General features: G+C 33.8%; 17 protein-coding genes and 1 pseudogene. 7 read left to right on the forward strand and 11 right to left on the reverse strand.

Annotated elements, in window-relative coordinates; translation table 11 throughout:
• Nucleotides 1-5: 5 nt before the first annotated feature.
• Nucleotides 6-1052, forward strand: a complete 1047-nt coding sequence (locus JO40_RS04655) for an alpha/beta hydrolase family protein (RefSeq protein ID WP_044978330.1) — start codon at nucleotides 6-8, stop codon at nucleotides 1050-1052.
• Here JO40_RS04655 and JO40_RS04660 read toward each other — a convergent pair.
• From JO40_RS04660 to JO40_RS04680, 5 genes are read right to left on the reverse strand one after another with little or no spacing between them, the layout of a single operon-like run.
• Nucleotides 1049-2593 carry an ATP-binding cassette domain-containing protein gene (locus JO40_RS04660; protein WP_044978331.1) on the reverse strand — a complete coding sequence of 515 codons (1545 nt, stop codon included), beginning with the start codon at nucleotides 2591-2593 and terminating at the stop codon, nucleotides 1049-1051. The two genes, JO40_RS04655 and JO40_RS04660, sit on opposite strands and share 4 nt — an antisense overlap.
• On the reverse strand, nucleotides 2568-4136 hold the full coding sequence (locus JO40_RS04665; protein WP_044978332.1) for an ATP-binding cassette domain-containing protein: 1569 nt from the start codon (nucleotides 4134-4136) through the stop codon (nucleotides 2568-2570). Before JO40_RS04665 ends, JO40_RS04660 begins: the two co-directional genes overlap by 26 nt.
• Nucleotides 4111-5406 (reverse strand): glycosyltransferase family 4 protein, encoded by a 1296-nt coding sequence (locus JO40_RS04670; RefSeq protein ID WP_044978333.1) that lies wholly within the window; start codon nucleotides 5404-5406, stop codon nucleotides 4111-4113. The genes JO40_RS04665 and JO40_RS04670 overlap by 26 nt, the downstream gene beginning before the upstream one ends.
• On the reverse strand, nucleotides 5403-6362 hold the full coding sequence (locus JO40_RS04675) for an ABC transporter ATP-binding protein (RefSeq protein ID WP_044978334.1): 960 nt from the start codon (nucleotides 6360-6362) through the stop codon (nucleotides 5403-5405). The genes JO40_RS04670 and JO40_RS04675 overlap by 4 nt, the downstream gene beginning before the upstream one ends.
• 22 nt (nucleotides 6363-6384) lie before the next feature.
• A complete protein-coding gene (locus tag JO40_RS04680) occupies nucleotides 6385-8004 on the reverse strand; it encodes an ABC transporter permease (RefSeq protein WP_044978335.1) in 1620 nt (539 codons plus the stop codon).
• Nucleotides 8005-8297: 293 nt separating this feature from the next.
• Here JO40_RS04680 and JO40_RS15420 point away from each other — a divergent pair.
• A pseudogene (locus tag JO40_RS15420) lies at nucleotides 8298-8423 on the forward strand (GIY-YIG nuclease family protein); the annotation flags it as partial.
• 26 nt (nucleotides 8424-8449) lie between these two features.
• Here JO40_RS15420 and JO40_RS04685 read toward each other — a convergent pair.
• The 4 genes from JO40_RS04685 to murB all read right to left on the reverse strand — a co-directional run bounded on the left by JO40_RS04685 (nucleotide 8450) and on the right by murB (nucleotide 12468).
• On the reverse strand, nucleotides 8450-9601 hold the full coding sequence (locus tag JO40_RS04685) for a GGDEF domain-containing protein (RefSeq protein WP_044978336.1): 1152 nt from the start codon (nucleotides 9599-9601) through the stop codon (nucleotides 8450-8452).
• A gap of 55 nt (nucleotides 9602-9656) precedes the next feature.
• On the reverse strand, nucleotides 9657-10991 hold the full coding sequence (gene nox / locus JO40_RS04690; protein ID WP_044978337.1) for a H2O-forming NADH oxidase: 1335 nt from the start codon (nucleotides 10989-10991) through the stop codon (nucleotides 9657-9659).
• A gap of 189 nt (nucleotides 10992-11180) precedes the next feature.
• Entirely contained in the window at nucleotides 11181-11324 is a 144-nt protein-coding gene (locus tag JO40_RS14050) for a hypothetical protein (RefSeq protein WP_170225382.1), read from the reverse strand.
• Between the two features lie 172 nt (nucleotides 11325-11496).
• Nucleotides 11497-12468: a UDP-N-acetylmuramate dehydrogenase gene (gene murB, locus JO40_RS04695; RefSeq protein ID WP_044978338.1), complete on the reverse strand. Its 972-nt coding sequence runs from the start codon at nucleotides 12466-12468 to the stop codon at nucleotides 11497-11499.
• Nucleotides 12469-12519: 51 nt separating this feature from the next.
• Between murB and JO40_RS04700 the strand changes: the two genes are divergently transcribed.
• Genes JO40_RS04700 through JO40_RS04715 form a run of 4 tightly spaced genes read left to right on the forward strand, consistent with a single transcriptional unit; the run spans nucleotide 12520 to nucleotide 16899 of the window.
• The gene (locus JO40_RS04700; RefSeq protein WP_044978339.1) at nucleotides 12520-13998 is read left to right on the forward strand and encodes a cysteine--tRNA ligase; all 1479 of its coding nucleotides are present in this window, start codon (nucleotides 12520-12522) and stop codon (nucleotides 13996-13998) included.
• Between the two features lie 43 nt (nucleotides 13999-14041).
• Complete coding sequence (locus JO40_RS04705) at nucleotides 14042-14584, forward strand: RNA polymerase sigma factor (protein WP_044978340.1); 543 nt, start codon at nucleotides 14042-14044, stop codon at nucleotides 14582-14584.
• Entirely contained in the window at nucleotides 14568-15230 is a 663-nt protein-coding gene (locus JO40_RS04710; protein ID WP_044978341.1) for an anti-sigma factor family protein, read from the forward strand. Before JO40_RS04705 ends, JO40_RS04710 begins: the two co-directional genes overlap by 17 nt.
• The gene (locus JO40_RS04715; protein ID WP_044978342.1) at nucleotides 15220-16899 is read left to right on the forward strand and encodes a transglutaminase domain-containing protein; all 1680 of its coding nucleotides are present in this window, start codon (nucleotides 15220-15222) and stop codon (nucleotides 16897-16899) included. The genes JO40_RS04710 and JO40_RS04715 overlap by 11 nt, the downstream gene beginning before the upstream one ends.
• A 26-nt stretch (nucleotides 16900-16925) precedes the next feature.
• Here the strand turns inward: JO40_RS04715 and JO40_RS04720 are convergent, their stop codons facing one another.
• Both JO40_RS04720 and trkA read right to left on the reverse strand, forming a co-directional pair.
• Nucleotides 16926-18368 (reverse strand): TrkH family potassium uptake protein, encoded by a 1443-nt coding sequence (locus JO40_RS04720; protein WP_044978343.1) that lies wholly within the window; start codon nucleotides 18366-18368, stop codon nucleotides 16926-16928.
• A 7-nt stretch (nucleotides 18369-18375) separates the two neighbouring features.
• A complete protein-coding gene (gene trkA / locus JO40_RS04725) occupies nucleotides 18376-19776 on the reverse strand; it encodes a Trk system potassium transporter TrkA (RefSeq protein WP_044978344.1) in 1401 nt (466 codons plus the stop codon).
• Nucleotides 19777-19878: 102 nt separating this feature from the next.
• Between trkA and JO40_RS04730 the strand changes: the two genes are divergently transcribed.
• A complete protein-coding gene (locus JO40_RS04730; RefSeq protein WP_044979702.1) occupies nucleotides 19879-22716 on the forward strand; it encodes a PD-(D/E)XK nuclease family protein in 2838 nt (945 codons plus the stop codon).
• Nucleotides 22717-22732: the final 16 nt, after the last annotated feature.

Below are 22732 nucleotides of genomic sequence, written 5' to 3' on the forward strand. Positions count from 1 at the left end.
TTCATATGAAAAGAAAAAGAAAATTGATTTTATTGATAGCAGTTGTTATGTTTGTCCTTTTTATTTTGCCTATGGGTATTGCTTACTTTATCTATCGTGATACTTTCGGTTTAAGATATACAACTACCTCTTATATGAGACGGAATATAGAAGAATTTGAAGGATTAAAATTAAAAAAATATTTTTTTACTTCAAATAAGGGACAAAAACTTACTGCTTACAAATATTATAAAGAAGATAGCGGTTATAAGGGGCTTATAATAATAGCTCACGGATTCGGAGGAGGCGGACATAATTCCTATATGGATATTGCCGATTATTTGGCAGGAAGCGGGTATTTGGTTTTTTCTTATGATGCAACAGGAAATGATGAAAGTGAAGGAAGAGAAGTCGGAGGTTTACCTCAAGGGATTATCGACCTTGATTATGCAATAAGGTTTGTAAAAGAAAATAAAGAATTTACAAATTTACCGATTATGCTTTTCGGCCACAGCTGGGGAGGTTATTCCGTTGGAAGCGTTTTAAATTTACATAAGGACATAGCGGCGGCTGTGACGGTTTCGGGTTTTAACTCTTCTATCGGTATGATAAAAGATAATGGAGGCAGCTTTATCGGGAAATGGATTAACTTTTTTATGCCCTATTTTTCGTTGATAGAAAAAATCAAATTCGGGAAATATGCAAATTACTCTTGCATAAAGGGATTTGAAAATTCCGATACAAAGGTAATGGTTATTCACAGTTCTGATGATGATGCTGTTTCTTTTGAAAATAATTATAAACAGTTTTATAAAAAATTCGGAAACAATAGCCGATTCACTTTTATCGAGTATGATAATAGAGGACATAGTTATTTGTATTATACTGATGAAGCTAGAAGTTACGGTAAAAAACTCAGCGAAGATTTTACAAGTTTTAAAAAATCTTTGCAAGTAGAAATTACACCTGAAATACGAGCCGAGTATTTTAAAAAACATCTGGACAAAAAACAATTTTTTGAAATTGATAAAGGTCTAATGGAGAAAATTGTTTCATTCTATGATAAAAATTAGATATTTATCACTATTGCATTTTTATCTTCAATATTTTCATGTGTAACGGCAATAATAATTTTATCTGTTATTTGTAAAAGATTGTGCTCTATTTTTTTGTAAATTTCACGTTCTACATTTTTAAAAGGCTCATCCAAGATGATAACGCTTTTTGATAAATCAAGGTTTCGTGCGAGGTTAAGTCTTCTGGTCTCGCCGCCCGAAATGCTTTTTTCATCTAAGCCGCCTTTTTCATGTAAAGTATTTGCAAGGGTAAATGCACAGACAAGGTCAAGCTCTTTTTGTTTTTGTTCAACAGGAACAAAAAGATTGTCTTCTATAGTTCCATTAATAATAAAATTTTCTTGCGGAATATATGAAATTTCACCGATAAGTTCATCTTCAGTATAGGAATTGATATCTTTACCGTTAATAAAAATCGAATTATCAGGGGCAGGTAATTCTTTTGTAATAAGTTTTATGAGAGTGGATTTTCCTTTTCCGCTTTCGGCCTGCAAATAGTAAAATCCGTTTTTTAGTGATATGTTAAAATCGGTAAAGACAGGATTATCTCCATAAGAAAAATTAAGATTTTTTATTTCTATTGAAATAATAGCTTTTGTAGCTATTTTAGTTTCCGAAAGAGGAATTTTAACTTTAAAATATTTTTTGTCCAAAATTAAAAGACCTGATCGAATCGAAACAATATTATAAAATAAATTTTCAAAGCTGCTTGAAATAAGTGCACTCAATCCGAGTGTGCCGGCAACCGATCCGACTGTTGCTTTTCCTTTTAAAATAAAATAGAATAAAAAGATAATCATCAAAACATTTATAACAATACTTGGAAAATTCACAATATTCAAAAGTAAATCTCTGTTTGCGCTATATTTATATCGGTAGTTTTCATAATTTTCAAATTCTTTTTTTGTACGTTGCACAAAATATTTTTTTGCGCGGTTAATAAAAATCGTAAAATGCCCCGTTAAAATATCTTGAATGTAATTATAATAACCGGACCTTTTTTCTATAAATGTATTTGAAAGTTCATCAAGTTTCGGATCGATTTTTTTAAACATTAAAAAAGAAAAAGCCATTGAAACAAAACAAAAAATAATAAACGGCGGAAAAATAAAATACATTGTTACGAGACCGAATATAATTGCATTTACATTATAAAGGGCATCCATTAGATTACAAATTGCTTCGGAAGAAAAATAATCGCAAGAGTTTATAAAAAGTTCATAGTATTTTGTTTTATCTTTATGGTGTTCGATTCTATTTTCGCAAGTCATATAATTTGCGATATTGTTTCTAAGTGTCAATCTGCAATCTTTTCGCAGTTTAGTTTCAGCTAAATTTTCTATAAATAATATCAGAGCTGCAGCAAAACCGAATGCGGCAAATAGAAAAACATATTCGACCTTTCCATTTCCTTCAATAGTCTTATCTATGCTAATCTGTAAAATTTTTGATGAATAAGTATTTAAAAATGCAGTCATTGCAACTAATAAAAAGGTTATACTAAATAGAAATTTATTTTTCTTTAACAGTTGTAACATTTAATTTTCCTCCTTCCAGAGTAAATATATAATCAAATTTTTCGGTATCAATTTCACGATGCGAAATTTCAATATATGTTAACTCTTTATCATCCAAAAATTTGTTTTGAATAAATTTATAATTTTCAAAGTCAAGGCCTGCAAAGGTTTCATCCATAATTATATTTTTATATGAACCTGCGAAAATTCTAGCTAAAGCGGCGCGTTCTTTTTCTCCTCCGGATATTTGTACTCCGTCAGTATCTAATGCGGTTATATCCTTATCGTAAAATTTTTCAAGCCGTGCAAATACATAAGGTTCTTTTTGTTTTTTATCTCCAAAGAAAATATTATCTTCAATCGATGTTTTAAAAAGATGAAAATTTTGATTAATAAAATAAAAAGGCAGGTATTCATTATCTGAAATTAGTTTATCGTTAAAATATACTTTACCGGTATTAGGTTTTAGTAAATTCAATATAAGTTTTATCAAAGTAGATTTTCCGCTGCCGCTTTTTCCCGTTAATAATATTTTATCCCCCTTGTTGATTTGTAAGTTTATATTTTTTAGAATCGGAATGCTCTCTCCGTCTTTTGTATTATACGAAAAAGAAACATCGCTCAAATTAAGTGTTTTAAATTCCTCTGCCGATAAAATTTTATTTCTTTTGCTTTTTATAATTTTGTCTATTTTTTCTTTGCTTGTTTTTCCATAACGGACTTCAATAAAAAGCTTAAGCAGCCCTTCAAGCTTTTGCGAAAAAACATTCATATATAAGATTGTAGAACTCAACATACCGATTGTTATTTTGTTTTTTGTAAACAAAAAAATTGCAAATGCTAAACCGGCTACCGCTAAACACATTGAAGTTAAAATCATTATCCATTCAAAAGCCGTTTTCTTAATTTCTATTTTGCAGCTTTGATTTTCGAATGTATTATTTGCGCTTACTTGACGGGTAAAAAGCAGATTTCTTTTTCCGTTTAGAATATAAAACGGCAAACCTCTTTGATTTTCGTTTGTCTCGGCATTATATTCTTCTTGCAGTCTAATTTCTTGAGAAGACATTTTGTCAATGTGAGGTTCAATGATTTTTGTAACAAATTTTCCGATTATAAAAGATGAGAGCATAATAATCGGCAAACTAAAATGAAATGATATCAAAACAAAAACTGTCAGTAAAATTCCTACAAGACTTGAAGCAACGTGAATACGTCCCAGTAAATATGAGGTTTGTATTTTAGGTATTTGATCTTTAAATGCGGTAAAATAATAGTCCGTTTCATGTTTCAAAAAATCTTCAGGAGGAATATTAAAAATAGCATTTGAAAGATTTTGACTATAAAGAAGAGCAAATTTCTTACGTATAAAAAATATACCCCGTTGACATAGGTGATGAATGACTACAAAAAGAATTTCAAGCAGAGCGTAGAATATAATGAGTTTAATTTTTTCGGGTGAAGGATTTTTTGTAAATTCATCAATAGCGAATCCAAAAAAATATAAGATACCTGTTGAGACTACCGTTTGAATGGTTTTAAGAATAAAAATCAATATATACATCTTTAATCTCCTTCTCAACCCTATCTATGATGCTGTCCCAAGAATGTTTTTTTATTTCTTCTGCGACAGGGGAATAAAAATCTTTTTGAGATTTAAGTCTTTCCATTTGAAGCATTATTTTTTCGGCAAGGGCTTTGACAAAGGCGGGCTTATCTTCTTCGTAAGCCTTGTCTACATCATAGATACGGGGAAGTTTGACAAATTCGATAATGCCGCTTGTGTTGATTTTTTCGCCGAGGAGGTTTATTAGACCTTCAATTTCGGTTGTAACGGTAAATAGCCCGCAAGCTAAGGCCTCAACAGCGACAAGACCTAAGGCTTCATAGTATGAAGGCAAAATAAAAATATCGTTTTGTTTTAAAATTTTACACATACATATTTGGGATGAGGCATTTACTATTTTTAAATTTTCGCTGTAGTCTGCATTTTTTAAAAGAATGTTTTTTTGTTCTTCGGTTGTATTTCCTATGAGAGTCAATTCCGTATTAGGATATTTTTTTAAAATAAGCGGAAGTGTTTTTGCAAGTTCAAACACTCCCTTTGAATCGGATATCTTTCCTGCATAGCAAAGTTTAAATGTTCCGTCAAAGATATGTCTATCCTTATCGTTAAAAATATCGGGGTTAAAGCCTCCTCCTGCCAATTTAATTTTTTCAAGGTTTGCCGAAAAAATAGTTTGCACTTCGGTAATATCCTTAGGGCTTACGGTAAAATATAAATCAAGCTTATCCAAGTTTTGTATGTACCATGTCTTTATCCAAGGATTTTTTTTAATCTGCCTTATATCCGTGCCGTGACTTATGCCTATTATTTTTTTGCCAGAAAATATTTTTTTTACCAAAGAGGTTAAAATAAAAAGATGATGACTTATAATGACATCGGGATTAAATTCTTCTCTTGCACGGAGAAGAGTTTTTTCAAAAACCGAAATCCATTTTTGATACATCTCATCATTCATTTCGGAATAAACGGTTGAGGTATAGGGCATTATGTCGCTCATTCCTGCAATCGGGAAAGGAATGTCTGCATTAAAAACCGTTTTTTCTTTCTGTTCATAATCGGATAAAAATTTAACAGGATATTCTTTTACGCTTCCCTGTAATTTGTCCGGTAAAGATTCATTAAAAGTTTTTTCGGCAAAGGGAAGCTGTGTGCCGTAAAGAACCGCATTCTCATGGCCTTTTTTTATCATTCCTTCGACGAGAGTGCTAAAATAAACCCCGCTTCCTGTTTTCATCGGTAATTGTGCAAGGCAGTGCAGTATCTTCAATTTAAATTCTCCCTATTGTATTTGATGTAAATATTTTCATTTTTTTTATAATTAAAGTCATTGTTTAAAACAATGGCCTTTAATTCTTGTTTTTCAGTTTTAAGAAATAGTTCTATTATTTCGCCCTTAAAAACAATATTGATAATTTGGGCTTCTTCAAAGTTTTCAATATATTTTTCATCTGCTTCCGATAAAGATTTAAGTATCCTTATCTTTTCGGGTCTGATATATGAATTTTCTATTTTATTGTTTGCACCTATAAAGTCAAGCGTAAATTCGTTTGCAGGACGATTATAAAGAGATTCGGCTGTTCCTTCCTGAATAATTTCTCCATTATTCATCAAAATAATTTTGTCGGCAATTTCAAATGCTTCGCTTTGATCATGGGTAACGAAAATTGTAGTGATATTGAATTCTTTTTGAATTTGTTTTATCTCTTTACGCATATTGATTCTAAGCTTTGCATCCAAATTGCTCAAAGGCTCATCCAATAAAAGAAGCTTAGGCTTTATAATTAAACTGCGTGCAAGAGCAACCCTCTGCTGTTCTCCGCCTGAAAGTTCGCTTATATGTTTTTTTTCATAACCCGATAAGCCCATCGTTTTTATCATCTTCATTCCGGCTTCAACTCGTTCAGCCTTAGGCATCTTTTTAAATTTTAAACCGTAAATAATATTCGATAAAACATTCATGTGAGGGAAAAGCCCATAGGATTGAAAAACGGTAGAAACGTTTCTATTTTCAGGTGGTTCATTTGTAATTTCTTTACCGTCAAGAATTATCTTTCCGCTTTCAGGTTTTAAAAAACCTCCTATCGATTTTAATACCGTACTTTTTCCGCAGCCGGACGGTCCTAAAAGACAAAGGAGTTTTCCTTTTTCAAGATTAAAGCTTATATTTTTTACCGCATTTTTTTCTTTATATGTTTTTGTTAGGTTTGTTAATTCCAAATACATAAAACCTCCGGCATTTTAAAAATTATTTTTTCTTTAAAACTAAAAAGTAAATTAAATTTACAATTAAACAAATTATAATTATAAGCAAGGCAATTACCGAGCCTATTTCATAATAGCCGCTTTGAATTACATCGAACATAACAAGGGTTAAAACTTTTTGACTCGGGTATACTAAAAAAATAATTGAACCTATTGTAGTCATAGTCGTTGTAAATCCGTTGATAAAAGAAACGCCCAAAGCATTTTTACTTAAAGGAATAACGGCATCGGTAATTTCATTTATCCTTTTACCGCCTAAATCTCTGATTGAATTTAAAGTGTCGATGTTTATTTCTTCCATTGCCGCATTCCCTATCTTTGTAGAAAATGGCAGCTGTTTAAATAGTATATTTAAAACAACTATTGCTGCCGTTCCTGTAAGCATTAAGGGTTTTGAATTAAAGGCCAATAAATAACCGAGCCCGAAAAAAGTTCCCGGAATTATATAGGGAAGAGTTGCGGCAAAATCTACAGCCTGCATTATTTTTATTTTTCTTATTTGTTTATAATAAGCGATAAGTAAACCGATTATGCTGCCTCCGCCTGCAGCGATAAGACTGTAGACTATACTCCTTATAACCGTGCTTGTAATATGATCTCTTGTTTCTAAAATATTTGCAAAGGTAAAAATCATTTTTCCTTTTTTCATTTTTGTAAATGCGGACAATATAATAGAAGAATATTGAATGCTTATCCATAATAAAAAGAAAACGGCAATTATGCTTATAAGATAAAAAAGAATTCCCTGCCTTTTTATTTCAATTTCAGATGATGTTATGCCGTGGGAAGATATGGAAATATTTTTAAAACTTTTTTGATAAAGGATAAAAATAATAATTGCGGGAATTAAAAGAAGCACATTTATTGCGGAAGCCTTTCCCAAATTGCCTTGAGCTATTACCGCAAAATAGCTTTCAGTTGCAAGCACATTAAAAGAGCCGCCTATGATTGCAGGCGTTCCAAAGTCCGATAAACTTCGCAAAAAAGTTAAGAGCATAACCGATTTGATTGCAGGAAAAAGGAAGGGAAGAATTATGTCGATAATTAACCGGTTTGTCTTTGCTCCGAGGTTGCGTGCACTGTCTAATTGGGATCTGTCCAAATTATTTAAAAAACCGATTAGGATTAAAGCCGCTAAAGAAAAATTACTCAAGGACTGCATCAGCACAATGCCGGTAATTCCGTACGGGCTTTTTGAAATACCTAAAAGATAATAAGAAACAAGGCCTCTTCTTCCAAAGAGGTTTATATAACTTAGGGCGGTTACAAATGGAGGACTTATCATTGTTACAGCCAAAATTAAAAATATAAGACGTTTTATTTTTTTAGGCATCAGATAAGAAAACAAGGCCGTAGTTATCCCTGCGATTGCAGTTAAAAGCGTCGTATAAAATCCTACCAATAGAGAGTTTTTTAGCAAGTGAAGGTTATTTTTAAACACGCCGTTAAAAAACTCAAAACTAAAATTTCCGTTTATGACAAGGCTTTCTTTAAACACATAAAAAAAAGGCATGGCTATGAATATAAAAATACCTAAAATTAAACTTAGTATGAGGATATAATCTATAAGGCCGTTATAATTTCTATTAAGCTGCTGTTTCATTAAATTATCCTATAAGTCTATATTATTTTTAATAAATTTACTAGTACATAATATAGTATAAATTTTAGGCGATTGATATAAGATACCCGTTTTACTTAGCCTTGACAGATCCTAAGTTTTGACTTAATATTAACTATGCTTGAGAGACTTTTAGCTTAAGTGGCAGCTATACCTATTTTTTAAATAGCAAGGAGAGAAAAACTATGGCGTTTTAGATCTACATGTAGAATTATTGTATGTAGTTTGTTTATAAATTGCGTGAAAAAATTTTTTCAGGATTTGGTAATCCTTGCAAGAATTTATTACAAGAACATTTGAGAGTTTTAACTATTAGGGATAATAATCATCCTTGTGCAAAAGAAATAAAAAAAGAGTTAAAACGGCTTAGAAAAATAAGTAAAAATACGGCTATAGCTTGAAAAAATTATGTAATACTTGCCGGCACTTATTGATCGAAAATGACAATCTTATTCTTTCCTTCTTTTTTTGCTTTATATAGAGCTGCATCGGCTTCTCCGATAATATCCGTGATAGGTTTACCTTCTATTAATTTACTAATGCCGGCACTGAAGCTGATTTGATGGTTTTGTAACTTGGATAAACAGCTTTTATTAAATAGTTCTTTACTTTCATTCATTAATTTTTCGGCAGTAGTTTTATCCGAGTTGATTACAATTAAAAATTCTTCTCCTCCATAGCGAAATGCTGTGAATACATCTTTTGAATACGACTTAAAAGTTTGTCCTAAGATTCTTATTACTTCATCTCCATATAAATGGCCGTAGTCATCATTAAGTTGCTTAAAATTATCAAGGTCTATCATTACTATGTATATTTCCTCTTTATACTCCTGTACCTTATTGATATATGTTCTAAAGGCAGCTCTGGAGTATAATCCTGAAAGATCATCTATCATCATACCATGCCAATATTTTTCTTTTTCTTGGAGAGTGTTTAGTATTTTTAAAAGTTGGATATCATTGTGATTAAGAATATATTTTGCAGTAATGTAGGATACAACGAGGATGCATTCCAGTACCATAAAGTCTAATATATAATTATTTGTTATAACGTAGTCTCCATCATATTTTATTACAAAAACAGACAAGATGATCGCTGTAAAAGAAAAAACGGCCGTTATTTTTGTTACCTTTTTGTCATTATAAACTGTCGATAAAAATATCATAACCAAAAAACCTGCATAAATCGTGACAAAGGCTTGATGAATCAAAATATAAATAAAGGCTTGAAATAATGAACTTAACATTACAAAGTAATTTTTAGTTTTTGGATCATAATACTTTCTATTAAAAATTTTTGTTATAATATACAGCATAAAATTAATGATAAATGGAAATAGTGCAAATTTAAGAAAATAATTACAAAAAGATGTATTTACTTGGGATTTACCAATAAAATAATAAGAAAGTTCAAGGCAGAATGCAATGATTATAATGATAAGCTGAGTTCTTATGTGAATAAGCCTGAATTGTGCCTGTAGTGAATTTATTTCATTATGTGCAATTTGAGCATTATTGTTGAAAAAATCATGTAGGTAATTTTTAGTTACATCATCATTAATGTCATGCCCATTCATATTATTATCCTTATCAAAAAATTGAGTAATTAAATAGTGCACAAATTTTAAAAACTTATTTTGCCCCCAAGGCGGCCATCGTTATATAATTATACGGTTTATTGAAGTGGGGCAAAAAGAAGATATCTAAAAGTTTTAGCTTGTCTATTGTAAGTTTTTCTTGAATAGCAAGGGAGAACATATGAATTCCCATAGACATATCATAGGTGGAAGCCATTTGAGCTCCGATTATAACCCTTGTTTTTTTGTTATACACAATTCTTAATTTTACGGGAGGATTATCGTGTTCCATAAATTCGGGACGCTGCAAATCTTCAAAGTCTGTAAACTCCGCATCAATCCCCAGTTTTTTTGCACGTTCTACAGTAACGCCGCTTGATACCATCTTCAAGTCATAAATGTTTATACCGTTAGAACCCTGAACGCCTATTCCTTCTAAAGAAATACCTGCAGCATTATAAGCTGCTATAATACCGCTTCTTACTGCATTTGTTGCAAGAGCAATGTAGGACTGTTCACCGAGAGAGTTATCAAAAACCGTTGCACAGTCTCCTATTGCATAAACATCTTTTATGCTTGTTTCTTGTTTTAGGTTGACCGAATAAGCTCCGTTTTTAAAGGTTTGAAGTTTATCTTTTCCAAGTTCGGTATTGGGTCTAAAACCGATACAGACCACTACCATGTCGGCGGGATATTCTCCCTTGTCCGTAACGACGGCTTCTACCTTTGTTCTTCCTTTGATTTCTTGGACGAGCTGATTATACGCAAGTTTTATTCCGTGATCGCTTAAATTTTTATCCATCAAATCCGTGAAGGGTTTATCGTAATAGTTTGAAAGGCTTGACGGCATCGCATCAATGAGCACAACTTCTTTATTATGCCTTTTAAAGGCTTCGGCAAGTTCAACTCCGATGTAGCCGGCCCCTACGACTGCAATTTTTTTAATTTCAGGATTTTTTAGTTTTTTAATAACTTCTTCGGCATTTTGAAAGATTTTTACCTGCTGAACATTTTCCAAGTCCATACCCTTAATCTTCGGCATTATAGGAACCGAACCTGTCGCAAGGATTAATTTATCATAGGATTCTTCGATAGGCTGAGAGCCTTTGACCGTGCCGTATACGATTTTTTTGTCAAAATCGATTCGCGTAATATCGGCTTCCATCGTAACCTTAGCACCCTTAGCTTCCAGTTTTTCTTTATTGGAATAAAAAAGACCTTCTGGGCCTCTAATTTGATTACCTATCCATAGGGCCATTCCGCAGCCCAAAAAGCTGATATTGGTATTTCGGTCAAAGACCACAACCTCATTTTCTTTTGAAATATCCGTTAAAAAATTAATGGCCGATGTTCCGGCATGATTTGCACCCACTACTACGATTTTGCTCATATTTAACTCCTTCGCCGCCTTAAGGCGGATCTCTTATATTGTACACCTAAATTCTTATTTAGTATAGGGTGTATGTTAATGATTATTTTTTACCGGTAAATTCAAACAAAAAAGACCCGCATTCACGGGTCTTTTTTATGGATGAATCTTTATATAAAGATTTTATGGCCTTAAATAGTTTTTACAAAATTACATTGTAAAGTAATTGATACCTACATAAGCCTTCCAAACAAGGGGCTGTTCATTAATTTTTTCTTGCTGTGTTGATATTTCGGATCTTTGAGATGTACCGTTTTTTTTGTTTGACTTAATAAATTTTAATAATGTTTTCATCTTTGCTTCTCCTTAAAGATATTGGCAGCTTTTTATCTGCTCTTGATACATCTAATATACATTAAAATAAAAAAGAAGTCAAGTAAATTTAAAAGAATTTTATGTATTTTTGTGTAAATTTAGAGAAATATTTGTAATTATTTGCGGTTTATTACGGTAATCTCTAAAAAATCTACTCCCAATCTCCTGCAAAAATAACTTCCGGTTCAAGTAAAAAGCCGGTTTTATCTTTAACGTTTTTTTGGACCTTTTCTATCAAAATTTTTACATCCGAAGCCGAAGCATCTTTTTTGTTAATTATAAAATTTCCATGCCAAGGAGCCACCTGAGCCCCTCCTTCACAGAGGCCTTTTAGGCCTGCATCTTCTATTAGCTTGCCGCTGGGCTGCCCGAATGTTCTGTTATTTTTAAATGTACTTCCGGCAGAAGGAGCCTTAAAATGCCCCTTTGAAATTCTATCTTGAATTTTCTCTTCGGTTTTGGCTGCAATTTCTTCCTTTATTCCATAAGTTAAAGTAAACACGGCAGAAATCACTATCTTTCGATTGTTTCTAATCTCGGTACTTATGGGATTTTGTTGAAACGGTGAAACTTTATAGCCCCAATCGGAAGGATTGTATTTATATTCTGCAAATTCCGTTTTACCATCATCGGCTAAGATATATTTTACTGATTTTAATCTATCCGAGATTGAAACATCATAACAGCGTGCGTTCATAAATACGGCTCCCCCGACGTTTCCGGGAAGACCTCCGAAACATTCCAGACCCGAAAGAGAATTTTTAACAGCCCATTTTGTAAGATTATCAGTGAGAACGCCTGCTCCGGCTCTTACAAAAATTTTGTTCTCGGATTCACCTATAATTTCTATCTTGTTTAAGTTTTTTAGGCTGATTAAAACACCCCTAAACCCCTTATCTGAGACAAGGATGTTCGCTCCGCCTCCTATTAACGAGACAGGAATTTTATTTTTGAGTAAAAAAATTAAGGCTTCTTTTAAATGTTCTTCGTTTTTGGGGCAAAAAAAAGCTTCTGCATTACCTCCGATTTTATATGCTGTAAGAGGTTTTAGAGTTTTATCGAATTCTATACTTCCCTCTTGAAATAAAGGGGTATTATGAAGTATACTAAATAAATTATTCATTTGATTTTAGTATATACAATTATAAATTAGATAACAAGATAGGGGGAACGTATGAGCTTAAAATTACATAATACCTTGGGTAATAAAAAAGAAGAATTTATTCCCATTCATGAAGGTAAGGCCGGAGTTTACGGCTGCGGGCCTACAGTATATGACTATGCACACATAGGAAACTTACGCACCTACGTTTTTCAAGATATCCTTGTTAAGACGCTAAGATTTTTAGGTTATGATGTTACCCATGTTATGAATATAACCGATGTCGGCCATCTGACCGATGATGAAGACTCGGGTGAAGATAAGATGGTAAAGTCTGCGGAAGAACGCGGAAAATCGGTGCTTGAAATTGCAGAATTTTATACGAAGGCTTTTTTTAAGGATACGGAAAGGCTGAATATCGAAAGGCCGGGTATTGTCTGCAAGGCCACCGAGCATATAAACGAAATGATAGAACTTATAAAAAGAATAGAAGCAAACGGACATACCTACATGGCCGGAGGAAATCTATACTATGATATTTCTACCTTTCCCAAATACGGAGAATTGGCAAATATAAAACTTGAAGACCTTAAAGCCGGTGCACGTATTGAAGTAGATAAAAACAAGCGCAATCCTCATGACTTTGTTCTTTGGTTTACAAAGAGCAAGTTTGAAAATCAAGCCCTTGTCTGGGATTCGCCTTGGGGCAGAGGCTATCCCGGCTGGCATATTGAATGTTCGGCTATGAGCATGAAGTATCTGGGTGAACAAATCGATATCCACAAGGGCGGTATAGACCATATAAGGGTGCATCATACCAACGAAATTGCCCAATCCGAAGGGGCGACGGGTAAAAAATGGGTAAACTATTGGCTTCATAACGAATTCCTTGTTATGAATAAGGGCAAAATGTCTAAGTCTGCCGGTTCTTTTATCATTTTAGAAGATGTTATCAATAAGGGTTTTTCGCCCCTTGACTACCGTTTTTTGCTTTTAGGCGGACATTACCGAAGTCAGCTTACCTTTTCATGGGAAGCTATGGAAACGGCAAAAAACGGCCGAAAAAACTTAAATATGAGAGTTTCAAAGCTGATGGAAGACCTATCCGAAGCGAAAATTAAAGAATACGTGTCCTTGACAGGAACCCTTAACCTAAAAACTGCAAAAAGCATGATAGAAAATGAAAAAGCCCGCAGCTACTTTGATGATTTTGTTGCTGCAATGGAAGATGACTTTTCTACTCCAAAAGCTCTATCGGAACTGCAACTTTTGATAAAGGAAAAGGATATTCCTAAAAAAGATGTGTTAACGGTTCTCGCAGCTATGGATTCTATCTTGGGTATCAAGCTGATAGAAGAATCTTTTAATATGCTAATGGATAAAGATTCTATTCAAATCGATGAATCCGAAATTCTAAAATTGATAGAGGAGAGAGCTTCGGCAAAACTTGACAAAAACTATAAACTTGCTGATGAAATTCGGGATAAGCTAAAAGGCATGGGTATTATACTTGAAGATCAGGGCAATAAAACGATATGGAAAAAATTATAAATTGATATGTTTTTTATAAAACTGTAACATTTTGGAGTTAAGGATGTTTAAAGAGAAAGGCGCTTTGAGGGCTTTATCGGATGATGATTTCAGATCGATATATGAGGCTCTCATGCCTGTTATTTATAAAGTAGCCTACAATATAGTCAGAGAAGGAGATATAGCCGAAGATATCTGCCATGATTCTTTGATAAAAATGACCGAAAAAAAGATGGAATTCCCGTCTATGGATGATGCTAAATACTGGCTTATTAGGGTTACGCGGAATGCATCGCTTAATTATGTAAAAAGGTGCGGTCGAGAACGAAAAGCTTATGCTAAAGCTCTAAAGGAAGATACCCGTAAGGTCGATACCGGAGAGGAGATAGTACTAAAGCAAGAGTCTATAAATTCGGTTCAAGCCGCTCTTGAAAAATTGCCGAAAAATTTGAGAGCTGTTTTACAGCTTAAAGAATACGGCAGTTTGAATTATAAGGAGATAGGCAGCATTCTTGGAATAAGCGAAGGTAACGTAAAGGTCCGAGTTTTTAGAGCTCGAGAACAATTAGCAAAATATATAGGAGAAAGCGATGTCTACATGCCCTGATAAAGATTTGTATTCAGTCTATGTTGATGGAGAATTAGAGTCCTCATGGAAAGAAAAAATAGAAGAACACTTGGCTTCTTGTGAAAAATGTAAGAGAGTGGTTGACTCATACAGAACAATAAGTTTAAAACTATCGGAAAACTCGTCTCCGGATTTGGATATTCAAGGCTCCTTTCTCAAACTTTATGCGAAAAGACAGGATTGCTTAAAAAGGATGGAGATTAATAGAAATAAACCTACAAGTTGGATGTATAAATCAAATAAGATTCCTATTCCGGCATTAGCAGCGGCAGCTTTGTTTCTTTTTGTACTAACTCCTATTGTTGTGCTTAGTACACAAAAAAGTTTGACTCCGTCAGAGTCCGTTGCTGTTAGTGAATTTAAATCCGCAGCCCCTACAACAGAAAATTTAAAATCGGTAAATAAATTTAAATTAAATGTTTCAAATATTTTCGGTTCAAATGAAAATGCTATTATTTTTGAAGGTAAGCCTCAAGAAATAAATCTAAGTAAATATGCAAATTTATATTTACCGCCATCAAATGAAACAAACTCTGATATATTAAATAAGAATATAAAAAACGAAACTTTATTTTTTGACTATACACATGGGATAACCGTAACTTCTTTTAAAAATGGGAAATAGATTTACTTATTCATTCAGAAAATTCTTTATTGTTAGATTTTTTGTATTTTTTATATTGTTAGGCGGACTTGTTGCTCTTACCTTATATTTAACTTCTTTAACTGTAAAACACCCTGTTATAGCTGAGATTTCTCCCCCGATAGCTAAAGCCGGTGATCAAATTGTAATTTATGGGGAAAATTTCGGTTCAGAGATAGATTCTTCTTGGATTGAGATAGGGGATGCAATCATTCAGGCGGAAAACTGTGATTCTTGGACAGATAAAAAGATTGTTTTTAAGTATCCGGAATATCAAAATGGCGGTATTGTATATGTGGCCGTTCAAAATAAAAAATCTCCCCCGTCATTTATGGCTTCCGCTTCTTCAATTCCATCTATCAAAGATAAAACTTATGCGGGCGGTATGCCTGAGATTATCTCGTTGGATAAAGACTTTGCCGAAGTCGGCAGCATTATAAAAATTTCAGGTGAAAATTTTGGGGAGACAAGAGGTAATTCTCAAGTTTTGTTTGTATCCGACTTTAATTCTTCAATGATTCAGCAAGTTGAAAAAAAAGAAGAGATCGAGGCAGCCCGCTGTTCGGACTATGATTTTGATTTTGTGCTTTGGTCAAATGAAGAACTGCATGTTAGAGTGCCTGACGGTGCAGATTCAGGTATGCTTATGGTTATAACTTCTTCAGGAGCGAGCAATGCTGTTCCTTTTAGGGTAAGAAATAAAATAGGAACAAAGACTTATTCCAACAAAAAGAATTTTGTAATTGCAGCTGAGGTTGATATTTCGAATATGGCGGCTGCGGAAAAAAATTCTATGTTTATAAAAGTGCCCATTCCTATTGTTTTTTCGTCCCAACGAGATGTTAAGATTTTGTCTATTAATCCTTCTCCGTTTGTAGCCGATTATCAAGGGGCATCCATTCATCAATATGAGAATATAAACCCTTCCACAAAGATTCATATAAGACAAGAGTATAGTGTAAATACCTACGAGGTAAACACGAGGATAAATCCCGTAAATGTAAGAATTAACTCACGCCAAAATAAAGAGATATATGATAACTATGCAATTGCTACCGAATTGATTCCTTCTAATGATCCTATAATCCAAAAGACGGCGGCAGAAATTGTTCAAAATGAAAGGAACCCTTATAATAAGGCAAGACGTATATATAATTATTTATTGAAAAATGTTGAAATAATTCCTTCTTCAATATTGAATTCCGGTGCTTCGCCGGTAAATGCCTTAACTGAAAAAAAAGCCGACACATACGACACTGCAATTTTGTTTGCTGCTCTTGCAAGGGCTGTAGGTATACCGGCTCAACCGATTGCCGGTATTACGGCAGATGTTTCTCAAACGGTTTACCTTCACTGGTGGGCAGAATTTTATCTGGAAGGTTTCGGCTGGGTGCCTGTAGACCCCGGTATGGCTAAGGGCGTTCCTTTCGATATGGGAGTATCTCAGATGGAAAATTGGTACTTCGGCAATCTGGATGCTTTTAGAATTGCTTTTTCACGAGGTGAAAATATTCAGTCTCCTATGGCATCTAACAGCACAATGGTTTCAAAAGAAAGAAGCTATGCTTTTTATAATGGTTGGGAAGAATATTCCGGTATAACAAAGTATAATTCCGTTTGGCGGACTCCGGTTATAATAGCAATTTACTAAGGCAGACAGGTATAAAGGCTAAAGACCTATCTTTTCCAAAATGCCGGCATAAAGTAAACTATCATTGTGTATAATTCCAATCTCCCTGCAAGCATTACAAAGGAAAAGAAAATTTTTACGTGGGATGAAAAAAATGCAAAGTTTCCGGCAGGTCCTACTCTTCCAAATCCGGGTCCTATGTTTCCTATAAGTGCCAGTGAAGCCGTAAAGCCGCTCAATAGGTCAGCTCCGTCGGCGGCTGCAACCAAGGCTGTAATAAGGGTTAAAAAAAAGTAGCAAAATATAAAACCTGCAACGCTGTAGACTATGTCCTTTCTTCCAGGGCGGTTATTAAGCTGAATACCGAAAACCCCGTGAGGGCTTAAAAGCCTTTTTGCCTCCATTCCTGCTTGCTTTTTTAGGATAAGCCAGCGTATTACCTTGATGCTTCCTGCCGTTGAGCCTGAACAGCCTCCGACAAACATCAAGAAAAACAACACCATTTTTGCGAACTCCGGCCATGCATTGTAATCGGCTGTTGAAAAACCTGTAGTAGTGATTACCGAGGCAACTTGAAAAAGACTTTGCCGTAAGCCTCCTCCAAGTCCGTAAATTGGATAGATGGAAATAGCAATTAGGGCGGTTGATACAAATACTATTTTAAGATAGGCTTTAAGTTCCGAATTATGAAAAAATTCTTCAGGGTGGCCTGTGAACAAGTGAAAATACAGGCTGAAGTTTACACCGGCTAAGAGCATAAAGACTGCACAAATAATTTCAACCGCAGGAGAATTAAAGGCTCCAACGCTTGCATTTCTTGTTGAAAAACCTCCGGTTCCTAGTGAAGCAAATGTGTGGCAAAGGGCTTCTAAAAACGGAAGGCCTGCAAACATTAAAAGGATAGTTTGTACTACAGTCATTCCAAGATAGATAAACCAAAGAGCTTTTGCCGTATGGGTTATCTTTGCCGTTACCTTTCCCTTGTCGGGGCCTGTTGTTTCACTTTTGATTAGATGAAACCCTCCTACTCCTAAAAGAGGAAATAGAGCAACGGTTAAGGCTACTATACCCATTCCTCCCAGCCAGTGCATTTCGGTTCTCCAGACATGCATTGTCATTGGGCAGGCTTCGACATTAGTAAGAATTGTGGCACCTGTTGTGGTAAAGCCCGATACGGATTCAAAGAGGGCATCTGCAAAATTAGGTATTACGCCTGAAATAAACAAAGGTACTGCTCCCAAAATACCTGCAGAAACCCATGCAGCTGCAACTAAAATTATTCCGCCTGAAATTGAAAGTTTAATTTTTTTATTTTTTTGAAAAAAGAAAAAGCCGACTGTGATTGCAAATATAAATGCTGACGGTATTAAAAAAGACGGTATTAGATAGGCTTCATTTTTATAAACTGCCGTTCCAATCGGGAGTATGAAGCTTATGGAAATAATCGCTAAAATCATAAAAATAATTCGGACATATTGGAATACTTTCATTTTAAATTCAGTTTCCTCCGAACATTTTTATAATTTCATCACTTCGAGATGATTTTACTATAAATACTATTTTATTTCCCGCTTCCAATTCAGTATCTCCGTTGGGGATTTGTTCTCCGACTTTATCCGTAATAAGAAGAACTAAATATATTCCGTGTTGTGAAATATCTTTTAGTTTTTTACCTAGAATCGGACTTTTTTCCGATACTTGAAGTTCTATGATTTCAAGTTTTCCGTCACCCATTGTATGAACACCTGTTACATTTTCGCTTACAAGATGACTCATTATAGAATCAACAACAACATCCTTAAAAGAGACTGCAACGTCGACTCCGATTTTATATGCAACATTTTCAAGGACTGAACTTTGAACAAGCGAGATTGTTTTATAAACGCCTAAAGTTTTTAAGTAGGCACAGGCTATCATATTAAATTCATAATTAGGCGTTGTGCATATTACCAAGTCGAAAGAGTCAAGGCCTATTTCGTCTACAAAGGCTTCGTCCATAACATCCGCTTTGTATATATAGGCTTCGGGAAATTCGGCAGCAACTTCCTTTGCTTTTTTATCGTTTATTTCTATAATGGAAATTTTCCATTTTTGGTTTAAGTTTACCGGTAAGAATTTTGAAAGAAAGGACTTGCTCTTTGAATTTTTAAGAAGGTATTCTGCAATGCTTTTTCCTATACGTCCCATTCCTACTAAGGCAATTTTTTTAAATTCTTGTGTTTTAAATCCCGACAGTTCATAAAATTTTTTTATGTGTTCTGGTTTTGTTAAAATTGAAACCCGTGTTCCTGCCGTCAAAATAGTGTCGCCTGAAGGAATTTTATTTTTTCCGTTTTGTTCTACACTTACGACAATGAAGGGAATATCTACATATTTTCTGATATCAAAAACAGCAAGGCCGTCCAGAGTACTTTTTTCACAAACATTAAAACGGGTAAGCTCGTAGCTTGAATTTTCAAAAGACAAAACATCGCTTACCGCTCCGTGTTCGATTGCTTGAATAACGGCAAGGGCTGCTTCTTCATCAGGATAAACCAGAGCGTTTATGCCCAGAGTTCTTTCTTCCGAAAAATTTAGGGCCTTTACATAGTCTTCATTCCGCACTCTGGCTATTTTTATAACTTTAGGAGCCAGACTTTCGGCAATGCCGCATATTATCATATTGAGTTCATCCGAGTCGGTTACAGCTATCGCAGCGTCGGCTTTTTTTATTCCGGCATCCAGTAAAATTTGGGTATCGTTTCCTGCTGCTTGTACTACCATACAGTCCAGTCTATTTGCTGCATGGCGGGCTGTGTCTTCATCTCTTTCTATTAAAACAACATCATGTTTTTTTCTTATAAGCCTGCGGGCTAATTCCGTTCCGGTAACACCGCCACCCACTATAATTACTTTCATATTTTTATAGTACAATAAATTTTGATTTTTGAAAAGAGAGTAAATATTTAGTTTAGTATGCCCTTAATAATTTTTATATTTTATGATACAATATTACCCTGTATGAATTTAATAGAACAAACAATAAAAACTTATGGAAGAGATTTAAAAAACGTTTTTGTATTTCCTTCAAGGATTGCTTCAAGGTTGTGGTTTCAAAAATCGCTTAGTATTACCGGATTGGGTACCGTTCCTTCTGAAAATTATATGTCATGGGACGGCTTTAAGGAGACTTGTCTTGTTTCTAAGGCATCTTCTTTAAGTCCTGTGTCAAATACGGTGCGCAGAATTTTTGCTCAATATATAAGCCGCCTTAATTCGGAAAAAGCAAAAGACGGAGAGCCTATGTTTAAATTTCTTATTCCATCAGGGTATGCCGAATCGGGAGAGGTTTTTTCCGAATGGATTGCAGGTATTTTGCCGCAGCTTGATCATTTTGAAAAACGGTATGCAGGCAGAAGTTCGGAGTTTTTAGACGATGATGAAATGAAGGATTATCTTCTTTTGAAAAAAGAATACGCCGATTTTTTAAAAAAGAATTCTTTGTTTGAACCGTCTTGGGTTTCTTCGGAATTTTATTCTAACCGGAAAAAATATATTATTATTTATCCCGAATTGATGGAAGACTTTAGTGAACATGCGGAACTTTTAAGGCAGCAGAAAGAAATAAGTTATGTTCACTGTCCTAAATTCAATAGAAAAGAAAACTTAATTGATGTTTATAAAAATTCCAGAAGCGAATTAAAAAATACGGTTTTACAAATTGAAAAACTTCTCAGTGAAGGAGTCAGAGCGGATGAGATTGCCGTAAGTGTTCCCGATATTGAAAACTATGCATCTTATATAAAAAGAGAATTTTATCTTAGAGGGATCCCTGCAGAATTCCGGTCGGGTTTTAAGTTGGGACTTGAACAAGCCGGTAAACTTTTTTCTCTTATTTATGATTGCGTGCAAAATAATTTTGCTTTTGAATTTATGAAACCGATTGTTTTAAATAAGCATATTCCTTGGAAGGATAGGGAAGGAGCTGAAGCCTTAATAGATTACGGCGTAAAAAATAATTGTGCAGTATCGTGGAAAGAAAATAAAGAAGATACTGTTTATAAAAATATTTGGATTGAATCTTTTAAAATAAATTATGAAAAAGATGAAATTGAAGTTGAACAAAAGAAAAAAGCGAGGGATTGGTTTTACAGTTTCTATTATGCCGTAAATAGAATCTGCGAATCTAAAACTTTTTCGGAGTTGCAAAAAAATTATTTTTTATTTAGAAAAGATTTAATAGATGAAAATCTTTTTTCCGAAAAAGATAATGCAATCTTGGGACGTTGTATTTCTTGTCTTCAAGAACTTTTATATTTAGAGGATAAGTTTGAAGAATATATGCCTTACGATAAATTTAAGTTTTTTATTTTGGAATTGGATAAGGCTATATATGTTCCTCAAAACACAGGGCTTGCGGTAAGTATCTTTCCTTACAGAGTTGCGGCTGCTACTCCTTTTACTCATCATTTTGTTTTAAATTGCAGCCAAGAGAATACAAATATTATTTATAATAAACTTTCTTTTTTGCGTAAGGATAAAAGAGATGCCTTAGGTGTTTTTGAAACCGATGCATCCGCTTATTTTTTTGAGGCCTATACGGAATCTCCGAATACGGTTTTTAGTTTTAGTCCTCACAATTTTAATTCATATTTGATTATAAATAATCTTTTTGAAATTTCTGAAGATGAAGAAATTAAAAATGCCGAACGAATGAATAAAAAAATAGAAGAATTAAAATCCTATGATTCTTTTTTACTGGATTATTTCGGAGAGAAAAAAAATAACTTAAAGGAAATTCCTACAATATATAAAATTCAAAAAAAAGGATTCTCAACTTTTTTTACATTCAAACAAAAAAAAGATTTTTCTTATTTGCAAAATTCATACGATGGGATTAGCAAAGAATTAAATTCGTATATGGAGGAAAATTTATTTAAGGACGGAGCTTTTAAATTAAGTCAAACCGATTTAAAAAATTTTACCGAATGTCCTGCTTCATGGTTTTTAAAAAAAGTACTTTCCGTTTTTTCTGAAAACTACGACGCTAAAATCTTTGATGCTAGAAATATCGGCAACCTTTCGCACAATGTATTGGAGGTTCTATATAAAGAGATTGGTGTAACGGATAAGTATTTTAATTCTAAAAACTTAGATAAGTATATTGAAAGAGCTTCTTTAATATTTGATCTTCTTGCAGAAAAATCCATAGATTTTAGGGGTGGTTTGGCAAAACCCTTTATTCAATCCTTAAAAAGAAGGGTGATGGAAGCCGTCAACTTTGTTTTAGAAAGCGATGCTTCACTTTTGGACGGATATGCTCCTAAATGGGTAGAAGAATGGATCGAAATAGAAAATGACGGTATTTTGTATCAAGGGAAAATAGACAGGGCATCTTTTCCGCAAGATGAGAAGGGCGGAGTAATTATCGATTATAAAACAAATAATATGCCGGCCTATTCTTCATATGGTAAAAAAAATTTAAGTGCTGAAGAGATAGAGTTGACCGATTTTCAAATACCCATGTATATCTTTTTGGCGGAATCCAAATTAAAAAAGGATTTAAAAAACGGAAATAAAAATTTTGAAACTATAGAACATGCGTGGTTCTTAAGTTTTGTGCAGCAAAAAATAAATAAGGTTGTAAATGACAATGAAGTTATTCCCGTTACACGCAGCGGCTCTGAAAGAACTCGTGAAGATTTTCAATCTTCAATCGATGCATTTATTAGAGACGCGGAAAGATTTGCAGAGTCGGTTAATGCTCAAGATTTTACAAAACCTTCTTCCGTTTCATTTGAAACATGCATTAGCTGCGGGTTTAAGCATATTTGCAGAACAGTTTATTCGGTTAAGTAAAAATTTTATTGGAGAA

This window comes from Treponema putidum (genome assembly GCF_000755145.1).
Lineage (GTDB): Bacteria > Spirochaetota > Spirochaetia > Treponematales > Treponemataceae > Treponema_B > Treponema_B putidum.

What these genes read in the sequence shown, in the direction of transcription:
- JO40_RS04710 (WP_044978341.1), top strand. Translation starts at nt 14,568, where the DNA reads ATGTCTACATGCCCTGATAAAGATTTGTATTCAGTCTATGTTGATGGA.
- JO40_RS04720 (WP_044978343.1), bottom strand. Translation starts at nt 18,368, where the DNA reads ATGAAAGTATTCCAATATGTCCGAATTATTTTTATGATTTTAGCGATT.
- trkA (WP_044978344.1), bottom strand. Translation starts at nt 19,776, where the DNA reads ATGAAAGTAATTATAGTGGGTGGCGGTGTTACCGGAACGGAATTAGCC.
- murB (WP_044978338.1), bottom strand. Translation starts at nt 12,468, where the DNA reads ATGAATAATTTATTTAGTATACTTCATAATACCCCTTTATTTCAAGAG.
- JO40_RS04680 (WP_044978335.1), bottom strand. Translation starts at nt 8,004, where the DNA reads ATGAAACAGCAGCTTAATAGAAATTATAACGGCCTTATAGATTATATC.
- JO40_RS04715 (WP_044978342.1), top strand. Translation starts at nt 15,220, where the DNA reads ATGGGAAATAGATTTACTTATTCATTCAGAAAATTCTTTATTGTTAGA.
- JO40_RS14050 (WP_170225382.1), bottom strand. Translation starts at nt 11,324, where the DNA reads ATGAAAACATTATTAAAATTTATTAAGTCAAACAAAAAAAACGGTACA.
- JO40_RS04675 (WP_044978334.1), bottom strand. Translation starts at nt 6,362, where the DNA reads ATGTATTTGGAATTAACAAACCTAACAAAAACATATAAAGAAAAAAAT.
- JO40_RS04660 (WP_044978331.1), bottom strand. Translation starts at nt 2,593, where the DNA reads ATGTTACAACTGTTAAAGAAAAATAAATTTCTATTTAGTATAACCTTT.
- JO40_RS04685 (WP_044978336.1), bottom strand. Translation starts at nt 9,601, where the DNA reads ATGAATGGGCATGACATTAATGATGATGTAACTAAAAATTACCTACAT.
- JO40_RS04705 (WP_044978340.1), top strand. Translation starts at nt 14,042, where the DNA reads ATGTTTAAAGAGAAAGGCGCTTTGAGGGCTTTATCGGATGATGATTTC.
- JO40_RS04730 (WP_044979702.1), top strand. Translation starts at nt 19,879, where the DNA reads ATGAATTTAATAGAACAAACAATAAAAACTTATGGAAGAGATTTAAAA.
- JO40_RS04665 (WP_044978332.1), bottom strand. Translation starts at nt 4,136, where the DNA reads ATGTATATATTGATTTTTATTCTTAAAACCATTCAAACGGTAGTCTCA.
- JO40_RS04655 (WP_044978330.1), top strand. Translation starts at nt 6, where the DNA reads ATGAAAAGAAAAAGAAAATTGATTTTATTGATAGCAGTTGTTATGTTT.
- nox (WP_044978337.1), bottom strand. Translation starts at nt 10,991, where the DNA reads ATGAGCAAAATCGTAGTAGTGGGTGCAAATCATGCCGGAACATCGGCC.
- JO40_RS04700 (WP_044978339.1), top strand. Translation starts at nt 12,520, where the DNA reads ATGAGCTTAAAATTACATAATACCTTGGGTAATAAAAAAGAAGAATTT.